This window comes from Nonomuraea basaltis (assembly GCF_005893125.1).
Taxonomy (GTDB): domain Bacteria; phylum Actinomycetota; class Actinomycetes; order Streptosporangiales; family Streptosporangiaceae; genus Nonomuraea; species Nonomuraea basaltis.
The window spans coordinates 1-18,363 of sequence record NZ_VCJS01000240.1 but is presented as its reverse complement, the minus strand read 5'-3'; the positions used below and the strand labels follow the sequence as shown (position 1 = coordinate 18,363).

Annotated in this window: 21 protein-coding genes and 1 pseudogene; 14 read left to right on the top strand and 8 right to left on the bottom strand. The window is 68.9% G+C overall.

The features are described 5' to 3' along the window. Window positions 1-184: 184 nt before the first annotated feature. The 6 genes from EJK15_RS57195 to EJK15_RS57170 form a co-directional block, all read right to left on the bottom strand. Window positions 185-397, bottom strand: coding sequence for a hypothetical protein (locus EJK15_RS57195; RefSeq protein WP_138718834.1), 213 nt, complete (start codon window positions 395-397; stop codon window positions 185-187). A 312-nt stretch (window positions 398-709) separates the two neighbouring features. Next, a complete protein-coding gene (locus EJK15_RS57190; RefSeq protein ID WP_171075164.1) occupies window positions 710-1,225 on the bottom strand; it encodes a hemerythrin domain-containing protein in 516 nt (171 codons plus the stop codon). Window positions 1,226-1,441: 216 nt separating this feature from the next. Beyond that, entirely contained in the window at window positions 1,442-1,678 is a 237-nt protein-coding gene (locus EJK15_RS57185; protein ID WP_138718832.1) for a hypothetical protein, read from the bottom strand. 297 nt (window positions 1,679-1,975) lie between these two features. Next, entirely contained in the window at window positions 1,976-2,275 is a 300-nt protein-coding gene (locus EJK15_RS57180) for a cupin domain-containing protein (RefSeq protein WP_206061792.1), read from the bottom strand. 65 nt (window positions 2,276-2,340) lie between these two features. Next, a complete protein-coding gene (locus EJK15_RS57175) occupies window positions 2,341-3,171 on the bottom strand; it encodes a class I SAM-dependent methyltransferase (protein WP_138718830.1) in 831 nt (276 codons plus the stop codon). A 251-nt stretch (window positions 3,172-3,422) separates the two neighbouring features. Continuing rightward, complete coding sequence (locus EJK15_RS57170; protein WP_138718829.1) at window positions 3,423-3,824, bottom strand: nuclear transport factor 2 family protein; 402 nt, start codon at window positions 3,822-3,824, stop codon at window positions 3,423-3,425. Between the two features lie 61 nt (window positions 3,825-3,885). Here EJK15_RS57170 and EJK15_RS57165 point away from each other — a divergent pair, with 61 nt between their 5' ends. From EJK15_RS57165 to EJK15_RS71875, 9 genes are all read left to right on the top strand, one after another. Further along, entirely contained in the window at window positions 3,886-4,482 is a 597-nt protein-coding gene (locus tag EJK15_RS57165) for a TetR/AcrR family transcriptional regulator (RefSeq protein ID WP_138718828.1), read from the top strand. Between the two features lie 53 nt (window positions 4,483-4,535). Continuing rightward, the gene (locus tag EJK15_RS57160) at window positions 4,536-4,772 is read left to right on the top strand and encodes a hypothetical protein (protein ID WP_138718827.1); all 237 of its coding nucleotides are present in this window, start codon (window positions 4,536-4,538) and stop codon (window positions 4,770-4,772) included. Beyond that, window positions 4,769-5,179, top strand: a complete 411-nt coding sequence (locus EJK15_RS57155) for a pyridoxamine 5'-phosphate oxidase family protein (protein WP_138718826.1) — start codon at window positions 4,769-4,771, stop codon at window positions 5,177-5,179. Before EJK15_RS57160 ends, EJK15_RS57155 begins: the two co-directional genes overlap by 4 nt. A 174-nt stretch (window positions 5,180-5,353) precedes the next feature. Continuing rightward, the gene (locus EJK15_RS57150; protein ID WP_138718825.1) at window positions 5,354-6,559 is read left to right on the top strand and encodes a GAF domain-containing protein; all 1,206 of its coding nucleotides are present in this window, start codon (window positions 5,354-5,356) and stop codon (window positions 6,557-6,559) included. A gap of 187 nt (window positions 6,560-6,746) precedes the next feature. Next, window positions 6,747-8,264: an acetaldehyde dehydrogenase ExaC gene (gene exaC / locus EJK15_RS57145; protein WP_138718824.1), complete on the top strand. Its 1,518-nt coding sequence runs from the start codon at window positions 6,747-6,749 to the stop codon at window positions 8,262-8,264. A 181-nt stretch (window positions 8,265-8,445) separates the two neighbouring features. Continuing rightward, window positions 8,446-9,456: an alcohol dehydrogenase AdhP gene (gene adhP, locus EJK15_RS57140; RefSeq protein WP_138718823.1), complete on the top strand. Its 1,011-nt coding sequence runs from the start codon at window positions 8,446-8,448 to the stop codon at window positions 9,454-9,456. Between the two features lie 420 nt (window positions 9,457-9,876). Continuing rightward, a complete protein-coding gene (locus tag EJK15_RS57135; protein ID WP_206061790.1) occupies window positions 9,877-12,201 on the top strand; it encodes a nitric-oxide reductase large subunit in 2,325 nt (774 codons plus the stop codon). A 31-nt stretch (window positions 12,202-12,232) separates the two neighbouring features. Then, window positions 12,233-12,478, top strand: coding sequence for a hypothetical protein (locus EJK15_RS57130; RefSeq protein ID WP_138718821.1), 246 nt, complete (start codon window positions 12,233-12,235; stop codon window positions 12,476-12,478). Then, on the top strand, window positions 12,457-12,603 hold the full coding sequence (locus tag EJK15_RS71875) for a hypothetical protein (protein ID WP_171075163.1): 147 nt from the start codon (window positions 12,457-12,459) through the stop codon (window positions 12,601-12,603). The genes EJK15_RS57130 and EJK15_RS71875 overlap by 22 nt, the downstream gene beginning before the upstream one ends. Window positions 12,604-12,653: 50 nt before the next feature. Here EJK15_RS71875 and EJK15_RS75570 read toward each other — a convergent pair whose 3' ends face one another. Next, window positions 12,654-12,821 carry a hypothetical protein gene (locus tag EJK15_RS75570; protein ID WP_240777866.1) on the bottom strand — a complete coding sequence of 56 codons (168 nt, stop codon included), beginning with the start codon at window positions 12,819-12,821 and terminating at the stop codon, window positions 12,654-12,656. Between EJK15_RS75570 and EJK15_RS57125 the strand changes: the two genes are divergently transcribed. Next, a complete protein-coding gene (locus tag EJK15_RS57125) occupies window positions 12,799-13,587 on the top strand; it encodes a sulfate/molybdate ABC transporter ATP-binding protein (RefSeq protein WP_240777865.1) in 789 nt (262 codons plus the stop codon). The genes EJK15_RS75570 and EJK15_RS57125 overlap by 23 nt on opposite strands. Before the next feature lie 46 nt (window positions 13,588-13,633). Continuing rightward, window positions 13,634-14,079, top strand: a pseudogene (locus EJK15_RS78120) (RrF2 family transcriptional regulator). On the opposite strand, the gene EJK15_RS57115 reads toward EJK15_RS78120, so the two are convergent. Further along, window positions 14,066-15,706 carry a 3-keto-alpha-glucoside-1,2-lyase-like domain-containing protein gene (locus EJK15_RS57115; RefSeq protein WP_138718820.1) on the bottom strand — a complete coding sequence of 547 codons (1,641 nt, stop codon included), beginning with the start codon at window positions 15,704-15,706 and terminating at the stop codon, window positions 14,066-14,068. The pseudogene EJK15_RS78120 and the gene EJK15_RS57115 overlap by 14 nt on opposite strands. Before the next feature lie 713 nt (window positions 15,707-16,419). Between EJK15_RS57115 and EJK15_RS57110 the strand changes: the two genes are divergently transcribed. From EJK15_RS57110 to EJK15_RS57100, 3 genes are read left to right on the top strand one after another with little or no spacing between them, the layout of a single operon-like run. Then, entirely contained in the window at window positions 16,420-16,806 is a 387-nt protein-coding gene (locus tag EJK15_RS57110) for a tyrosine-type recombinase/integrase (protein WP_138718819.1), read from the top strand. A 44-nt stretch (window positions 16,807-16,850) separates the two neighbouring features. Further along, window positions 16,851-17,744: a tyrosine-type recombinase/integrase gene (locus tag EJK15_RS57105; RefSeq protein ID WP_138718818.1), complete on the top strand. Its 894-nt coding sequence runs from the start codon at window positions 16,851-16,853 to the stop codon at window positions 17,742-17,744. After that, window positions 17,741-18,259 (top strand): tyrosine-type recombinase/integrase, encoded by a 519-nt coding sequence (locus tag EJK15_RS57100; RefSeq protein ID WP_138718817.1) that lies wholly within the window; start codon window positions 17,741-17,743, stop codon window positions 18,257-18,259. Before EJK15_RS57105 ends, EJK15_RS57100 begins: the two co-directional genes overlap by 4 nt. The last annotated feature ends 104 nt before the right edge of the window (window positions 18,260-18,363 follow it).

Below are 18,363 nucleotides of genomic sequence, written 5' to 3'. Positions count from 1 at the left end.
GATGCGGGTGACACTTCCGCCCGCCCGATCCCGTCCAGCACACACCGACCTGCCGCATGAGCACAACACGTCCGGCACGGAGTGACCGAGCCGACGCACGATGGCCAACCCGCGCGCGTCACCAGGTGCCTCCAGCGTGGATGCTTCGTCCTTCAAGCCGGAGAGGACGACCGCGGTCAGCACCTCAGCTCGCCGGTGCTCTTTCGAGGGGCCAGGGGAAGCATGTGGGAGGAAACGATCGCCAGCAGCCGCCGTCGCCGCAGCGGCTCGGCGGGGCAGCATCGCCCCGGTAGACGGCGACCAACGTGGCCGACTGGATCTTCTCCAGGTAGTCGACGCCGATCGGGCCGTCGTCGCCCTGCCGGGCGAGGAAAACCTCGGCGACGTTGGCGACCACGGCGGTTCGTCACGCGTGGTTGGGCTGCAGCCCGAGCCGGGGGCACCGGCTGATGTGCCTGGGCGGGCTCCACCTTCCCCGAGCACGAAGTATCGGCCCAGCACCCGTTCGGGATGGCTGGGCACTGGGAACAGCCAGTGCCCAGCAAAGGTGCCCACCGGGATCGCCGCGCTGCAGCGGGAGTGCCAGGGTGACGTCCAGCGCGGTGCCCGACACCACGCCGAGCCCGCCTGGTCCGGGCGACGGCGCGCGCCAGCCGCCACCCGGGCACTCCCACCCCATGCCGCCCTGGATCAGGACGGGAGCGCGGGCTCAGACACGCCGGGGCCGGATCGTGCGTGCCCAGGTCAGCAGGTCGATGTTCGTTTCCCTGGCCACGTCGCGGGTGGCCAAGATGTGGACGACGTCGTCCTCGGGCAACGTCTCCACCATGAGCGAAAGACCGTCGCAGTCGCTCACGTACGGCAAGATTTCCCGCGCCAGCTCGATCCCCCACTCGGCCTGGCCCTCGCCGATCTCCTCCAAGTCGTTGAGCATCGCCAGCTCCGCCAATTCGGTGAGCTCGCGTATGTTGCGGATCGTATCGTCGTGGTCGCTGAGCAGCTTGTCCACGTACGCGCTGCCGAAGATGGACCGCAGGCCCGGGTACAAGGCCTCTTCCTCATAGCGGAAATGCGGCCCGATCATCGCCGACAGAGCCGCCACCAGCTTGCTCACCCGCGCATACTCTCCGCTCTTGAAGGCGTCGATCAGCGCGAACAGCAAATCCCTGACCTGGCGATGCTCCGCATGGAACGTCTCGGTGAAATGGTCGGAAATGGACAGCACAAAATCCTCCAGCTATTCAGCACATCCAGGTTCGTCGGGGTCTCGGCCCAGCGAATGAGAGGCCCGTGGACCAAGCGACAGCACATCACCGGGGATGGGCGCTTCTGTAGTGACGAAAGTCCCTGTTCGCCTGGGCCCGCCGTCCCGAATCCGAAGTGCCGGGTGGGCGGGCTGATCAGGACCGGCCGGCCGCGGTGGGCGGCGAACTTCGACGGATCACCAGCTGGCGCTCAGCCATAGGTCAGGGCCGAACACCTCGAAGTGGAAGCCGGTCCGCCACCCGGACCCGCAGCCGTGCTCGGACGTCGCGCATGAACGACACCGGGTCGCACAAGGTGAGGCGACCGCGCCGTCCGGGATCTCGACGCCGTCCAGGTTCATCAGACACTTGCGGTCCGGGGCGGTTGCGCTGCTCGCGTACCTGAAGACCCGCTCGACAGCGATCCGCAGCATGTCCTCGCGCAGCGCATGCTCGGCTGGCGAGCGGTCGGCTGCAGCACCGGGACACGGCGGCGCGAGGTCGTGGCGGCGAGCTGATCGGGCATCGCCACGATGCACGTGCCACCGATGCCCGCGGACACCAGCACCCGCACCTCGTCCCGTCCTCCAGCGTCACTGTGATGCCGCGCACGGAGCTGGACGTGCGCCGCTCACTGGAACACCGCAGCGAGAGCGTGGTTGAGGTACCCCAAATCGCCCAGTCCCCTCCAGCGTCGAGACCGCTTCCAGCAGCCGAGAGACATTTACAGTTCAGGACAGCATGGTCAGCAGCATGACGGTCGGCTCGACCGCCCGCACCGTATGCGGCAGCCGGGGCGGCAGGTGGATCCAAGATCCCGGGGACGCTTCAGCCTTGTCCGCACCGAGAACGAGCTCCAGGCGGCCCTTGACCACCTGAATCACAACGGGCAGCGCCGAACTGTGTTCGGTGAGCTCCTGCCCGGTGTCGAAAGCGAAGCCCACCACGCGCACGCGGTCATCGCGGTACAGCACCCGGCTGAGCGTACCGTCCTTGGGGATCTCCAGCTCCGCGGCGAGATCGTCGATCACAGTTGCGGTCATGTCACTCCAAACCTGTTGAGGATGGGTTTGCCGAGAAGAAGGGGTCCTCGCGGTCAGGCGCGGACGGCGACCAGGCCGACCGCGGCCAGATGCGCGCGGTAGCGCCGGAAGACGCCGTGCATCTGGAGCATCCGGCGGCGGGACGGGGCGTCGCGCATTGTCCGGCTGATGATTCCCAGCGTGCCTGCGAGGCCCTCGTCGGTGATCAGCCGGCGCGGTTCGAGCAGGTGCATAGGGGTGGTGATCTGGGCGGTCACCGTGAAGCCCGCCCCGGTCACCAGCTCATGCCACTGGGGTACGGTCAGCGGGCGGGCGCCGACGTGGATCGCCTCGGACAGCGCCGCCCTGATCTCCCCGGCGAGCGCCGGGTCGAGGTCGCCGGGCACCAGGCACAGCTCGTGGATCCCGTACCGGCCGGCGGGGCCGAGCAGCCGGTGCGCCTCGGCGACGATGCGGCGTTTGGCGGGCCCGGGCTGCATGGTCAGCATGGCCTCGCCGTACACCACGGTCGCGCTCGCGCCGGGCAGGCCGGTGCTCGCGGCGTCGGCGGTGTGCCACCGTACCCGGGTGGCCGCGGGCCATGGTTGGGAGGCCAGGGTGGCGATGGCGGCGCTGTCGCGGTCGATGCCGACGTAGCCGGCCGGGCCGCGGGCGAGGGTGAGCCGGGCGGTGGCGCCCAGCCCGGGAGCCAGTTCCACCACCTGATCGGTCGGCTCGATGCGCAGGGTGTCGAGCATCCAGCGGGTCAGCTCCACGCCGCCGGGCCGCAGCACCTTTTTACCGAGGCGGGCCAGCAGCCAGTGCCCCGGTATGCGCGCGGCGTCCAGATCCGCTCCGGGGACGGGATCGTCGGCCCGTCCCCGTTGTTGTCCGTGTGCCGTCACTGTAGCTACCTCCGGTCAAGGCCGTTGGACTTGGTTAAGCCTAGGCTTCAGGAATTACGGTGAACGTGGCCGAAGGTCCTTGTTCGGAGGGCCGAACGTCCTGCAGTTCGGGGCCGGGAGATCGCGCCGGCGCGTCCCTCGAGCAGCAGAGGTAACGCGACGCCATCCGCGCGGTAGCCGTCGGGGCAGGTCAGCAAGGACGGCCAGGCCTGGCCAAGCGTGAGCGGCTGAGGATGGGGCCTTTCGGGCTTTCATCCGGCCGCCGGAGCGAGCGCCTGGTGCCAGCGCGCGGTGTCGGTGTACTGGTGCAGCCAGGAGATCTGGCCGTCGGTGACCTGCCACAGGTGGACGAACTCGGCCTCATAGGCTCGTCCGGTGATGCGCGCGGTACCCCGGTAGTGCCCGGTGACGACGATGATCCCCTCGGTGGTCTGGTGCCAGGTCTCGTCGTATGGTGCGGTGTCATAGTCGGCGAAGACGGCGCCCCAAACCTGGGTGAGCGCCTCCTGCGGGGCGTGGAAGGTGCCCCCGGCGCCACAGGGCATGCCCGGTGCGGTGTGGGCCCGAAAGTCTGGATGTAGCAGGGCCACGATCGTGGCCCCATCGCCGGCCTGGGCGGCGGCATAGAACCGCTGAACGACTTCGGATGCCATGTCTTCCCCTAACAGTCATCGAGTTCTAGAATGTATCAACTAATATCAGGAAGGGCGTTCCGTGGGAAGACCGGCCAAATTCAGCCAAGACCAGATCCTGGATGCGGCCCTGGCCATCGCGGCCGAGAGTGGACCCGGCTCCGCCACGATGGCCGCCATCGCCGCTCGACTCGGCGCTCCTACCGGTTCGCTCTATCACCGATTCAGCTCGCGGGACCTGCTGGTCGCCACCTTGTGGCTGCGCACCGTCGGCAGATTCCAGGACGGGTTCATCGCAGCCCTGGCGGCCGGAGGCGCCGAGGCCGCCGCGCTGCACACACCACGCTGGTGCCGTGAGCGTCCCGCCGAGGCGGCACTGCTACTCCTGCACCGTCGCGAGGATCTGGCCGCGCGCTGGCCTGCCGAACTCGGCCAGGACTTGGACAGCTGCAACGCCAGGGTATCGGCCGCGCTGGACGCCTTCGCCTCCGGACATCCCGGCATCGACCGCGACCGTGTGATCTTCGCCGTGGTCGACGTTCCCTACGGCGCGGTCCGGCGCCATCTGCTGGACCGGCGATCGCCACCGTCACTGGTCGATGAGCTGATCGTGTCCACCTGCCGCGCCATACTGCCGTTTGGCAAGGCCGTGACGGCCCCGTTCAAGATCCAAACGTAACCGTCCCGAGATGTGAGTCAGAGTCGGATTTCGCCCCTATGGGGCAGGGAGCTTTGCAGTGGGATGCGGGGGAGGGCAGCGAACATCGCGACAACCAGTTGATGGTCGGCGAAGGCGGAGGCGTGGCCATCTCGATGGGCCGGATAGCCCGGGTTGCCCGAGATGTGCTCACCTGGCAGGCCTATGTGTTGTATGCGGCGGCGTTCGGCGGGTACGTGGCCATTTCCGGTCGTCACGGGACTTTCGTCCCTGGCCTGTCAGGCAAGGACGCGGGCAGGCTGCCGATATGAAACTCGACTCGGCCGGCCTGCAGGTGCTCACTTACGAGGAGTGCATGCGCCTGCTGCCCTCACGCCCGATCGGGCGGATTGTCTTCACCGACCGCGCGCTGCCGGCCGTGCAGCCGGTCAACTTCTGCCTGGACGGGCAGGACATCGTCATTCGCACGGCGGCCGGGTCCAAGCTGGCCGCTGCCACCCGCCGCGCGGTCGTGGCCTTCGAGGTAGACGACTTCGACCCAGAGGGGCGTAACGGCTGGTCGGTCACCGTCGTCGGGTATGCCCGTGTCGCCGACGACCCGACAGAGAGCGCCCGGCTGGAAAGACTGCCGCTGACGCCGTGGGCGCGCGGCCGCGACCACTTCATTGTCATCACCGCGGTGGAGGCCACCGGCCGGCGCATCCAGCAGCCCACATGACTCCGTAGAGCCGCCAGGTTAGGAAATTCGGGCCTTTGGTCCTCAACCCGGCCCGGCTGTTACAGCTGAGGACTTTGGTCCCTGGCGTGAGCCGGGTGCGTTCCCCATGCTGGAACGACATCGCCGAAGGGCTCAAGGGAGCGCTGCTCATGAGCACGTTTTCGAGGATTGTGCATGGACGGGCACGGTACGCTGCGTGAGCGCCGCGCCCGGCTGCATCGCCAGTGGGCGCGGTGGGTCGCGGGCGATCGGGCTGACAGGCAGGCCAGTCCGCGCGAGGAGATCGTCGCGTCGTGGCGGCGGTCGATCCGGTGGGTACCTCCCGAACGCGACTGTGCGCCCGTCGACGTCGCCGCTGACGACCGGTGGGCCGGTTCGCCGCTGCACGAGCCTGTGCGGGCCGTCTCGGACGAGTTGCGCACGATCGCCGAGGACGGTGGGTTCGTTGCCGCGGTCACCGACGAGTCGGGCACCATCTTGTGGACGTGTGGGGGCCGGGTCATGCGCCGCCGCGCCGAGACGGTGAATTTCGCGCCCGGCGGGCGATGGGACGAGCCGGCGATGGGCACCAACGCGCTGTCGCTGGCGTTGCGGCACGGGCGCCCGGCCAGCGTGTTCTCGGCCGAGCACCTGGTGGAGGCCCTGCACGGGTGGGTCTGCTACTGCGCCCCGATCAAGGCACCGGACGGGCGCGTGCTGGGCGTACTGGACCTGTCCAGTACCTGGGATCGGTCCCATCCGCTGGCCATGCCCGCGTTGACCAATCTGGTCACCGGCATCGAGCAGCGGCTCGCCAAGCGCCTGACCCCTGGCCGGCCGGGTCTGTACCTGCGCTGCCTAGGGGCCATGGAGTTGTTGCGCGACGGCGCACCGGTACGGCTGCGCCCCCGGCAGGTGGAGATCCTCACTCTGCTGGCGCTGGAGGGGCACGCGATGTCCCCCGAGCGGCTGCGCGACGAGCTCTACGGCGAGCGACATGTCACGGCGACCACGCTGAAAGCGGAGGTCTCCCACCTCAGACGTGCGCTGCGCGGCGCGGTGTCCACCAGGCGGTACGAACTCACCGAGCCGATCGCGTGCGACGCGGTCGAGGTGCTCTCCCTGCTGGCCGCCGGCCGGGGCGAACAGGCCGTCGATGTCTACGGCGGCCCGTTGCTGCCGTCGTCCGACGCGCCCGGCATCCGGAGGTGGCGCGAGCACATCGAGGTCGCCGTGCGCGAGGCGGTGCTCCGCTCCATGCGCCCGGAGCCGGCGCTGAGGTATGGCGAGTTGCACCCGTACGACCTGCAGATCCACGAGCGGGCCCTGGCCCTGCTGCCTGCTGGCGATGCGCGCTGTGGGGTGGCGCTGGCGCGCTGCCGAAGCGCCCTGGGCGACTGAGCGGCGATTCCTCCGCGGATTTTCCCGCGCCTGTCGCCGCTCAGCCTCCGCGTACATCACACCGTCACACGCTGTCCTGCGCTCGCTTTCCGGCCACTCCCGGCTCGCCACCTTCCCGCCAACCTTTTGCCAACCTCACGCCTTCACCGTGGGCTTTGTTACGGCCATGTGAAGGAGAAGCGACACCATGGTTTACGCACCCCCTGGTTCCGAGGACAGCATCGTCAGCTACGCCCAGCAGTACGAGAACTTCATCGGCGGGACGTGGGTACCTCCCGTGGGCGGGGAGTACTTCGACAACCGGAGCCCGATCAACGGGCAGGTCTTCACCCGCGCGCCGCGCTCCACCGCGGCCGACGTCGAGCTCGCCCTGGACGCGGCGCACGCCGCCGCCGACCGGTGGGGGCGCACCTCGCCCACGGAACGGGCCAATATCCTCAACAAGATCGCCGACCGGATCGAGGCCAACCTGGAGCGGCTCGCCGTGGCCGAGACCTGGGAGAACGGCAAGCCGGTACGCGAGGCCCTGGCCGCGGACCTGCCGCTGGCGGTCGATCACTTCCGGTACTTCGCCGGCGTGCTGCGCGCCCAGGAGGGCGGCGTCAGCCAGCTCGACGAGGACACCGTCGCCTACCACTTCCACGAGCCGCTCGGCGTGGTGGGCCAGATCATCCCGTGGAACTTCCCGATCCTGATGGCCACCTGGAAACTCGCCCCCGCCCTCGCGGCGGGAAACTGCGTGGTGCTCAAACCGGCCGAGCAGACCCCCGCCAGCATCCTGCTGGTGGTCGAGCTCATCGCCGACCTGCTGCCGCCGGGCGTGCTCAACGTCGTCAACGGCTTCGGCGTCGAGGCGGGCAAGCCGCTGGCCGCCAGCCCGCGCGTGGCCAAGGTCGCCTTCACCGGCGAGACCACCACCGGGCGGCTGATCATGGAGTACGCCGCCCAGAACATCATCCCGGTCACCCTGGAGCTGGGCGGCAAGAGCGCCAACGTCTTCCTGCCCGACATCATGTCCGCCGACGACGACTTCCTCGACAAGGCCGTCGAGGGGTTCGTGATGTTCGCCCTCAACCAGGGCGAGGTGTGCACGTGTCCCTCCCGGGCGCTGATCCACTCCTCGATCTACGACGAGTTCATGGGCCGCGTGATCGCCCGGACCGAGGCCATCGTCGGCGGCGACCCGCTCGACCCGGCCACGATGATCGGCGCCCAGGCGAGCAACGAGCAGTACCAGAAGATCCTCTCCTACATCGACATCGGCCGTAACGAGGGCGCCGAGTTGCTGACCGGCGGCAACCCCCGAACGGTCTCGGGCCTCGAGGGCGGCTACTACATCCAGCCGACCGTCTTCCGCGGCACCAACGACATGCGCATCTTCCAGGAGGAGATCTTCGGCCCGGTGGTGTCGGTGACCACCTTCGACTCCGAGGATGAGGCCCTGAAGATCGCCAACGACACCCCGTACGGCCTCGGCGCCGGCCTGTGGACCCGCGACATCAACGCGGCCTACCGGCTCGGCCGCGGCATCAAGGCCGGCCGCGTGTGGACCAACTGCTACCACGCCTACCCCGCGCACGCCGCCTTCGGCGGCTACAAGCAGTCCGGCATCGGCCGCGAGAACCACCGCGCCATGCTCGACCACTACCAGCAGACCAAGAACCTCCTGGTCAGCTACTCGCCCAAGCGCCTCGGCTTCTTCTGACAGACGCCTCCGAGCAGGCCGTACCCGCCCCGGCGGCCCCGCGGGTACGGCCTCCCGCAGCCTCCCCGATCGAAAGACCGAACCCCGCGCACAGCGGGCCTTCGTCCCTAAGCCCGCCGCCCGCCTTCCCTTACGAAGGCTGGAGCTCCGCCCCGCTTTCCCGTCCAGAAGGAGTGTTTTCATGCGCGCCACGATCGTCACCGCCTTCGACAAGCCTCTGGAGATCCGCGACCTACCCGTGCCCACCCCCGCCGCCGACCAGGTGCTCGTCCGGATCGAGGCGAGCGGCCTGTGCCACACCGACATCCACGCCGCCCACGGCGACTGGCCGATCAAGCCGACGCTGCCGTTCACCCCCGGGCACGAGGGGGTGGGCATCGTCGAACAGGCTGGCGCGGCCGTCACCGAGCACGCCGTCGGCGATCGGGTCGCCATCCCGTGGCTCGGCTACGCCTGCGGCACCTGCGACTACTGCGTCAGCGGCCGGGAGACCCTGTGCCAGGCGCAGAAGAACACCGGCTACGGCATCGACGGCGCTCATGCCGAATACGCCGTCGCCTACGCCCGCCAGGTGGTCAAGGTCCCCGACGGCGTCAACCCGCTGGAGGCCGCCCCGCTGGCCTGCGCCGGCGTCACCACCTACAAGGCCGTCAAAGTCTCCGGCCTGCGCCCCGCCGAACGCGCCGCCGTCTTCGGTATCGGCGGTCTCGGCCACCTGGCCCTGCAGTACACCCAGATCTTCGGCGCCGAGACCATCGCCGTCGACATCACCGACGACAAGCTGCATCTGGCCACCGAGCTGGGCGCCACCCACACCATCAACGCGGCCACCGCCGACCCGGTGGCCGAGATCCAAGCCCTGGGCGGCGCCGACGTGGCCGTGGTCCTGGCCGCCAGCCCGCGCGTCCTGGAACAGGCCTATGCGTCCCTGCGCCGCGGCGGCCGCCTGATCCTGGTCTCCCTGCCCAAGGACAACAGCATCAACCTGCCCATCTTCGAGACCGTGCTGGGCGGCATCAGCGTCATCGGCTCCATCGTCGGCACGCGCGCCGACCTCGCCGAGGTCTTCCGCCTGCACGCCGCCGGCCGTACCAAGGTCATCTACGAGACCCGCAAGCTCGACGACATCAACCAGGCCTTCGACGAAGTCCTCGCCGGCCGCGTCGCCGCCCGCTTGGTCTTCGACTTCTAGAATCTTCCGGACTCGCCGGGCCACATCGCGCGGGCGTCCAGCCGCTGGGCGTTGGCGCGATGGGCGAGTCGTACCACCGCCAAGCCGGTGAGCATCGCGACGGTCGCGGCTATGACGACCCCAGCACGCCGATGGCAGGCGTCAGCCAGACCGCATGCCTGTCCTGCCACAGCGGATGATCACCACGGCTTAGGCGGCCAGCGAGGCAAGCCATGCGCCCGCCGTGGCCCCGATCCACCACGATGCATCGAGCACGAGGCGGCCCGCCCGACCGGCCTTGACTACTCGCCGACGGTAATGCGGTCGGCATCGGTATATAGAGGCTTACGTCCTGCATCGCCGCGATGTTTTCCCCTAGGTCCGCGCCGACCCGGCCGTCATCGTCTGTATCAGCATCCTCACACAACGACCGGAGGGTTCGTGACATCCACCGCACCTCCCCGGCGCGCGCGGTTGCTCGGCCGAGGCTGGGTTCAGGCGTCCGCGCTTGTCACGCTGTTGGGGTTCTTCGTTCTCGTGCTCATGGGGTTCATGACGTACCAGTCGAGCCCGCCGATCCCCGAACGCGTGCTCACCCCGTCGGAGCAGACCGTCTACACCCGAGCCGATGTCCAAGGCGGGCAGGACGTCTTCCTGAGATACGGCCTCATGGAGTACGGCTCGATCTTCGGCCACGGCGCCTACCTCGGGCCCGACTTCACGGCCGACTACCTGCACCGATCCGCTCTGCTGGTGCAGGACACCTACGGCGGCGCCGCCTCCGCCGACGCCGCCCGGCGTACCCAGGACGACTACCGGACCAACCGCTACGACGCCAAGACCGGCACCCTCACCGTCTCGGATGCACAAGCCCGCGCGTACACCAACATGGTCGAGCACTACGCGAAGTTCTTCGCCTCCCCACAGGGCACGACGGGTCTGCGCCCCGAGGCGATCAGCGATCGGGCCGAGATCCGGCAGCTGACCGCGTACTTCGCCTGGAGCGCCTGGGCCTCGGCGGCCGAGCGGCCCGGCGCGAAGTACAGCTACACCAACAACTGGCCCTCCGAGCCTCTGGTCGGCAACAAGCCCACCGGCGACACCGTGCTGTGGAGCGCGCTGAGCCTGATCGCGCTGCTGGGTGGCACCGGCGCGCTGTTCGCCGCCTTCGGCCGCTGGAACTGGCTCGGCTGGCACGGCCGCGATCAGCAGGAACTGCGTTTCCACGAGCCGCAGACGGTGGGGCTGACCGGCAGCCAGCGGGCGACCGCGTGGTTCTTCTTCACCATGGTCGCGTTGTTCCTGCTCCAGACGCTCATGGGGGCGGCCAGCCAGCACTACCGGGCCGATCTGGGCAGCTTCTTCGGCATCCCGCTGGAGCAGTGGCTGCCCTACAACCTGACCAGGACCTGGCACGTGCAGCTGTCGTTGTTCTGGGTAGCGACCGGGTTCCTGGCCGCGGGGATCTTCCTGGTTCCGATGATCACGCGGCGGCGGGATCCCAAGGGGCAGTCGTGGCTGGCGTACGCGCTGCTCGGCGCGCTCGTCGTGGTGGTCGTCGGTTCCCTGGCCGGCGAGGCCGTCGGCATCTTCGGCGGGCTCGGCGAGCTGTGGAGCTGGCTCGGGATGCAAGGCTTCGAGTATCTCGACCTGGGCAAGCTCTGGCAGATCCTGCTCACCGTGGGCATGGCGTTCTGGGTGGCGATCCTGTGGCGCGGGCTGCGGCGGCGGCTGGCCGTCGAGAGCCGGGCCAACCTGCCGTGGCTGTTCTTCTTCGCCGCGCTGGCCCTGCCCGTCGTGTACGCGACCGGGCTGATGACCCAGCACGACTCCAACTACACCATCACCGACTTCTGGCGGTTCATGGTGGTGCACCTGTGGGTGGAGGATTTCCTCGAACTGTTCACCACCGTCATGGTGGCCTACATCTTCGTGCTGCTCGGCGTCGTCCGCGAACGGGTCGCGCTCATCGTCGTCTTCCTCGACATCGTCCTGTACAGCGCCGGCGGCGTCATCGGGACCGCGCACCACTGGTACTTCAACGGCGAACCGTCCCAGGTGCTGGCCCTCGGCGCGTTCTTCTCCGCCTTCGAGGTCATCCCGCTCACCTTCCTCACCGTCGAGGCGTGGAGCTTCATCCGGCTCGGCGCCCGTCAGGAATCGCGCAGCCCGGCGCCGTTCCCGCACCGCTGGGCCGTGATGTTCCTGGTCGCGGTGGGATTCTGGAACTTCCTCGGAGCCGGCGTGTTCGGCTTCCTGATCAACCTGCCGATCGTGTCCTACTACGAGATCGGCACAGCCCTGACCGCCAACCACGGCCACGCCGCCATGATGGGCGTGTACGGCATGCTCGCGATCGGCTTCGCGATGTTCGCGCTGCGCTACCTCGTACCCAAGCACCGCTGGTCGGACCGGGCGGCCGCGATCAGCTTCTGGTCGCTGAACGCCGGCCTTGCCTGGATGGTGTTCGTCACCCTGCTTCCGCTGGGCATCCTGCAGCTCTACCACTCGGTGGACGTGGGCTACTGGGACGCGCGCAGCATCACCTTCATCACCAACCCGACCAACACCATGTTCGAGTGGCTGCGGCTGCCCGGGGACGTGGTGTTCATGGTCGGCGGGATCGGGCCGCTGCTCTGGCTGGCCTGGCACGGCCTGCGGCACCGCGGCCGCCACCCCGACCTACCCGAACGCCCCGCGGAGGCGGAACTGCAGCTGTTCACCGAGACCACCCCACCCGAGACGGCAGGGAAGTCCGGCTCCTGATCGCGTCCGAGAGGATCGGAAAGGCAGGCTCGTGATCGCGTCCGAGACCGTCTTCGTCGCCTGCTACGCGCTGGTGCTGCTCGGCGTGGCCGCCGGGCTGCACCGGCTCGGCAGGGCCAACACCTCGCCGTGGGCGAGCCGGGTTCTGAGCGGGTACCGTCGCCAAGTGCCCGACCCTCCCGACCCGGCCGCCCCGACGGACTGGCCGCACTCGGAGAACGGCCGGCTGCACACCCTGGTCGCGCTGGTCGCCACGTGGCCGGCCTCACCCTGCTGATCGCCGAGTCGGTGCACCACCACCGCGCCGCCGAGCTGATCCTGCTCACCGCCATCGCCCTGCCCACGGCGGTGACCGCAGGACGCCTGGCAACGGCCTTCACCAACCGCCGCCGACGCCGGTAGCGAGTGCGTCCATATGCTGGGTGCACCGCCCTAGGAATCCGTGACGGACGTCAGCGGGCGGTCACCAGCGCGGGAGGACCACGCAGGCGGATCGCCCGGGCGAGATCGGGGCTGCGGTACGCCTTCGCCTCAGCGGCGACGAGCACGACCCGAACCGGCGGCGTGAAAGGCCCAACGAGTCCGACGAGCACCGTGGTGATCTCCGGAAAGGACGCCACGAACCTGTCCCCGCAGCGGCGCAACGTCGGCTTCGTCTTCCAGCACTACGCGGCGTTCAAGCATCTGAGCGTGTTCCGCAACGTGGCCTTCGGGCTGGAGATCCGCAAGCGCCCCAAGGGCGAGATCCGCAAGCGCGTGATGGAGCTGCTGGAGCTGGTCCACCTGGAGAGCTTCGCCGACCGCTACCCGGCGCAGCTGTCGGGCGGCCAGCGTCAGCGGATGGCTTTGGCCCGCGCGCTGGCGGTGGAACCCGAGGTGCTGCTGCTGGACGAGCCCTTCGGCGCGCTGGACGCCCAGGTCCGCAAGGAGCTGCGCACCTGGCTACGCCGCCTGCACGACGAGGTCCACGTCATCACCGTGTTCGTCACCCACGACCAGGAGGAGGCGATCGAAGTCGCCGACACCATCGTCGTCCTCGCCGACGGCCAGGTGAAGCAGGTCGGCAGCCCCGCCGAGGTCTACGACACCCCCGCCGACCCGTTCGTGATGCGCTTCCTCGGCCCGGTCACCGAACTGGACGGCCACCTGGTCCGCCCGCACGACATCGAGATCGACACCGGCCCTCTGGAGGGCGGCATCCCCGCCACCGTCACCCGGGTGGTCCGCCTCGGCTTCGAAGTGCGGGTGGAACTGCTCATCAACGAGCAGGAGGCCTGGGCCCAGGTGACCCGCGGCACGGTCCAGAGCCTGGACCTGCACCCCGGCCAAGACGTCCACGCGCGGCCCAGTCCGGCCGCGCGCCCTCTGGCCCTGAGCACGCCATGACCGCCACGTGCCGGGGCCACTGGGGGCTCACCCAGCACACGAACTGATGCGGATCTCCGCCCGCACCCACTACGCCTTGCGTGCCGCCGTCGTCCTGGCGGCGGCACCGGAAGGGCCCGTGCCGGCCAACAAGATCGCCTCCAGCCAGGACATCCCCCTCAAGTTCTGCAACAACATCCTGCTGCAACTCCGGCGAGCGGGGCTGGTCCGCAGCCAACGAGGGTCGGAGGGGGCTACTGGCTGGCCCGCCCACCCGAGGACATCACGCTGGCCGACATCATCGTGGTGACCGAAGGCATCGAGGAGGACATGGAACCTTTCCGCGGCGTCGCGGGCCCGCTCGCCGACGTCTGGTCGGCCATGCGTGACCACGAACACGCCCTGCTCAGCGAGGTCACCCTCGCCGACATCGTGGCCTCGGCTAACAAGCCCGCATCCGACCCCCGCCCGGGTGGGGTGACGGTCACATCGCCGGAGCTCACACCTCCTTGATGAGGATGTTCCTGAAGGCCACCCGGCCGGTATGAGCCTGCAGGCCGATGAAGCCGGAGTGGGGTTCATCGGCTGCGGCCTTGCCACGACCGGGGTCCTGATTGCTGAGGGTCGTGGTCTGGAGGCCGTTGACGCGCACGGTGTAGCTGTTGCCCCGGACCTCGATCTCGCAGTCCGTCCACTGGCCGGGGACGAGAGGTGCGGCTCGGTTGTATGCCTGCTGTCCTGCTCCCGTTCCGACCTCGATGTCATAGACGGCGCCGGTCCGATGTCGGTCCTCTCCACGCGGCCTGGCCAGGTCGTCGATCTGGATCTCGAAGCCGGTGTGCACCGCGACCCAGGCCTTGTTGACGTAGACATGCGGGTGGGCGGGATCGGCGGGATTGGGCACCGACCGGCGGGGGTCGCGTGACCGCACGAAGATCCCGGAGTTGTCGTCGATGGACGCGATGCGGACCTGCAGCTTGAGCACGAAGTCGCTGAAGCCCTGCGATGCGTAGTACAGCAACCCGAGTTCGCCGGCGGTGTCCGGCTGCGCGACGATCGCGCCGTCGATGAGCGCGAACGCGCCACCGCCGACTGCCTGCCACTGGCCGAAGGCGCGATCGGCGCCATCGAACAGGGCGCGGAATCCCGGGTCCGGATGAACCTGGGGCGGTGCGGGAACGAGGCGGTCGGCGGTGCGCCGGGCCAACGCGACGCCGGACAACATGGGGTTGGGCGAGCCCAGTGTCGGCAGCAGAGCCGGTCCTACAGCGTAGAGATTGTCCGCCTCATGGAACTTCCCCCACTCATCGGTGACGGAGGTTGTCGGGTCTTCCCCCATCCACAGGGTGCCGCCCTCGTGATGGGTGGAGCTGAGTGTGTCCTGCCGTCCGTCGGGGCCGGGTGCCGTGGTGACCCACGACCCGCCGACCAGGTACTCGACCGGTCCTCCGTTCGCGAGGATCAGCGCGAGCTGATCGCAGGCGCGGTCCATCGCCTCCCACAGGGCGAGGTTGCGACGCAGCGGATCGGCGGGGTCGTCGGCTTCGAGCCGGACCAGGGCGCGGGGCTGTCCGTAGTCGTAGGGCCCCTGTGGACCGAAGCGGTCGAGGGTGATCCGGTTCTGGGGATCGGCCGACGTCTTGTCGCCGACCATCTCGCCGATACCGCGCAGGGTGATCACGACGTGCTGGTCGGTGAGGTTTCTGAACCGGTCCAGCGTGTCGATGTCGGGGATCTTCTTGAACAGTTCGGCCTCGGATTCGATGCCGAGAGAGCCGACGCCGGACGCGGTGATCTGCACGTGGAAGTGCCCGACGCTCCCGTCGTCATGCTCGTGCACGCCCTTCACGAACAATGCCGAGACGGCGAGTTCGTTGAGAGTGCTCAGAGCGGTGCCGAGGGAGGCACGCGGAATCCGGATGGTGACGTTCGACCGCAGATGCGCCATGAGGTTCCGGCCGATGAGCCCGTATCGGTTCGGCAGGCAGCCCAGAGCCAGCCGCGTGCTCTCCACCGTTCCCATCGCCACGAAGACCTGCCCGGTGTCCGGAACCTCGACATCGCCTTGGTTGGTGACGATGCGGGTGATGCGGCGGCCGTCGAACACGAGCCGGATCACGTGCGTCTGCGGGACGATCATGAGGCGTTTCTTCGCGTCGCGCCGTCTTGCGCGCTGTTGTTGGTCGGGGTCGGGTGGAGTGGGGAGTGGCCTGGTCTGCCTCGGCGTGGGCGAGACGAGCGGCGCGGATGAGGAGTTGCATCCCGTTGAACTTGTTGAACGGGAAGAACCCGGGTCTCGGTGAGGCCGACTGCACGGCGAGCGGAGCCTCCAGCTCACGCTGGAGATCCTGGGGTGGCTTGGCGGCCGTCATGGGGGTTCCCCGGCTGCCCACCAGGCGGGTCCGCGATGATCCCAGTCCTTGGAGCCCGGTGAACAACCGCTGGCGCAGCGTCTCGTGCAACGGCCCGTATACGAAGTCGTTGAACTCGCTGGTGCCGATCTGCTCTGACGCCTCGTCCAGGTAAGAGCGGGTGGGAGCGCCCGGAGGCAGGACCGCCGACGTGAGATCGTCTCTGACCTTCTTCGGCCACGTGGGCAGCTCGGAGTCGATGAAGTACGGCGACCAGCCACCCCACGCCAGCGACCGCCCGCCCAGGCAGTAGGCCAGCCCGGGGAAGCGCTGGTTCCATGACTGAGGGCTGTCGGACGCCCACGGCACTCCCCACACGTTCGCCAGGTCGAGCCCGGGGGGAAGGTTCTGCAGGTGCTCCGGCAGCGTGTACGGGCCGGCCTCCAGCACAAGGATCCGGTGCCGGTGGGCGACGTCCCGCGAGAAGAGGTGACTGGCCAGGATGGCGCCGAAGCTGCCGCCGCCCAGCGTGCTGCCTCTGCCGCGCGATGTCGGCCAGGCGTGGGCCGACTATCTGCTGCACGCCCGGCCGAAGACCACCGCCACCACGCTCTTCGTGACCATGGTTGCGCCGTTCACCGCGTTGGCCACCTCGTCGATCACCCAGGTGCTGGCTCGTGCCTGCGCCAGGGCCGACGTCGCCAGGTTCGGGCCGCACCGCATCCGGCACGCGGTGGCCTGCGCTCTTGTGGAGCGCGGAGCCTCGATGGAGGAGATCGGCCAGTTACTGCGGCACGCCCAGGAACGCACCACGGCGATCTACGCCAAGGTCGACCAGGCCCGGCTGGCCGAGCTGGCCAGACCCTGTCCGCAGGCAGCAGCCCGATGACGACTCCGGTGACGATGCGGGCCCGTGTCGAGGACTACCTGGCCATGCGCCGCTCGCTGGGCTACCAGTTGCGCGGCGACGGCCGGATGCTGCTGGCCTTCGCCGACCGGCTCGATCAGGCCGGACAGGCCACCGTCACCGTGTCGCAGGCGCTGGCCTGGGCGATGGAGCCGAAGAACGCCTCGATCACGCACTGGGGGCGCAGGCTCGCGGTGGTGCGCCTGTTCGCCCGCCACCTGCACACGCTCGATCCGACCTGCGAGATCCCCCCGGCCGGCCTGCTGCCCGCTCGCTCACATCGGCCGACGCCGTATATCTATACCGACCAAGAGGTCGCTGCGCTCGTCCACGCGGCCGGCACGATTGCGGCGCCGATGCACTCGGCCACCTGTCACGCCGTGATCAGCCTGATCGCCGCGAGCGGACTGCGGCTGGGCGAGGTCCTCGGCCTGAACCGCGCCGACGTCAACCTGGACGACCTGGGCGCCGCGACGCTCACCGTGACCGGCAAGAATCAGCAGACCCGGATGGTTCCGCTTCATCCCACCACCGCGGGCATGTTGTCTGGTTACGCCGCACGGCGTGACCGGCTCTGCCGCTCGCCCGCTTGCGACAGCTTCTTCCTCACCGCCGCGGGGCACCGGCCCCTGCAAAGAGGCCTGCAGGAGACCTTTGCCAAGCTGCTGGTCCTGGCCGAAATCCAACCCCCTGCGGGGCGGCGCCGTCCCAGGATTCACGACTTGCGCCACACGTTCGCGGTCAACACCTTGATCGGCTGGTATCGCTCCGGCATCGACGTTGCCGCCCGCCTGCCGCTCCTTGCGACCTTCCTTGGTCACTCCGGGCCCGAGGCGACCTACTGGTATCTCCAGGCCACACCCGAACTGCTCGCCCTGGCCGCACACCGGCTGGAACACCGTGATCGGGGCCGGCCATGACGGCATTGGCGCCCATCATGGAGGCCTTCTTCACCAACCGGCTGATGACCCAGCAGGCAGCCAGCCCGCACACGATCGCCTCCTACCGCGACACTTTCAAGCTGCTGCTCGGCTATCTCCACACCCGAACCGGCAAGCTGCCCGCCCGCCTGAACCTCACCGACCTGGACGCCGCCATGATCGGTGACTTCCTGCAGCATCTGGAGACCGTCCGGGGCAACAGCGTCGCCAGCCGCAACACCCGCCTGGCCGCCATCCACTCGCTGTTTCGCTACGCCAGCCTGCAGGCTCCCCAGCACGCGCATCTGATCAGCCGCGTTCTGGCGATCCAGACCAAACGCACCACCAAGACCATCGTGACTTTCCTGTCCCGCTCTGAACTCGACGCCCTGCTCGGCGCCCCTGACCTCGCCACCTGGCATGGACGCCGTGACCACGCCCTGCTCATCCTGGCCGCGCAGACCGGGCTACGCGTCTCCGAACTCACAGGCCTGGGTTTCCCCTCGTATCGTTGAGGCATCGCCTAAGAGGAGGACCAGGCGATGGCAGAGACACGACGAAGGTTCGATCCCGACTTCCGGGACGGCGCTGTCCGGATCGTCGAGGAGACCGGCAAGCC

Bases quoted from the DNA above. Each gene is read 5' to 3' on its own strand.
- EJK15_RS57105 (WP_138718818.1), top strand. From the start codon at position 16,851: ATGCGCCGCTCGCTGGGCTACCAGTTGCGCGGCGACGGCCGGATGCTG.
- EJK15_RS57115 (WP_138718820.1), bottom strand. From the start codon at position 15,706: ATGATCGTCCCGCAGACGCACGTGATCCGGCTCGTGTTCGACGGCCGC.
- EJK15_RS57170 (WP_138718829.1), bottom strand. From the start codon at position 3,824: ATGGCATCCGAAGTCGTTCAGCGGTTCTATGCCGCCGCCCAGGCCGGC.
- EJK15_RS57110 (WP_138718819.1), top strand. From the start codon at position 16,420: ATGGCGCCGAAGCTGCCGCCGCCCAGCGTGCTGCCTCTGCCGCGCGAT.
- adhP (WP_138718823.1), top strand. From the start codon at position 8,446: ATGCGCGCCACGATCGTCACCGCCTTCGACAAGCCTCTGGAGATCCGC.
- EJK15_RS57150 (WP_138718825.1), top strand. From the start codon at position 5,354: ATGGACGGGCACGGTACGCTGCGTGAGCGCCGCGCCCGGCTGCATCGC.
- EJK15_RS57100 (WP_138718817.1), top strand. From the start codon at position 17,741: ATGACGGCATTGGCGCCCATCATGGAGGCCTTCTTCACCAACCGGCTG.
- EJK15_RS57155 (WP_138718826.1), top strand. From the start codon at position 4,769: ATGAAACTCGACTCGGCCGGCCTGCAGGTGCTCACTTACGAGGAGTGC.
- exaC (WP_138718824.1), top strand. From the start codon at position 6,747: ATGGTTTACGCACCCCCTGGTTCCGAGGACAGCATCGTCAGCTACGCC.
- EJK15_RS57185 (WP_138718832.1), bottom strand. From the start codon at position 1,678: ATGCTGCGGATCGCTGTCGAGCGGGTCTTCAGGTACGCGAGCAGCGCA.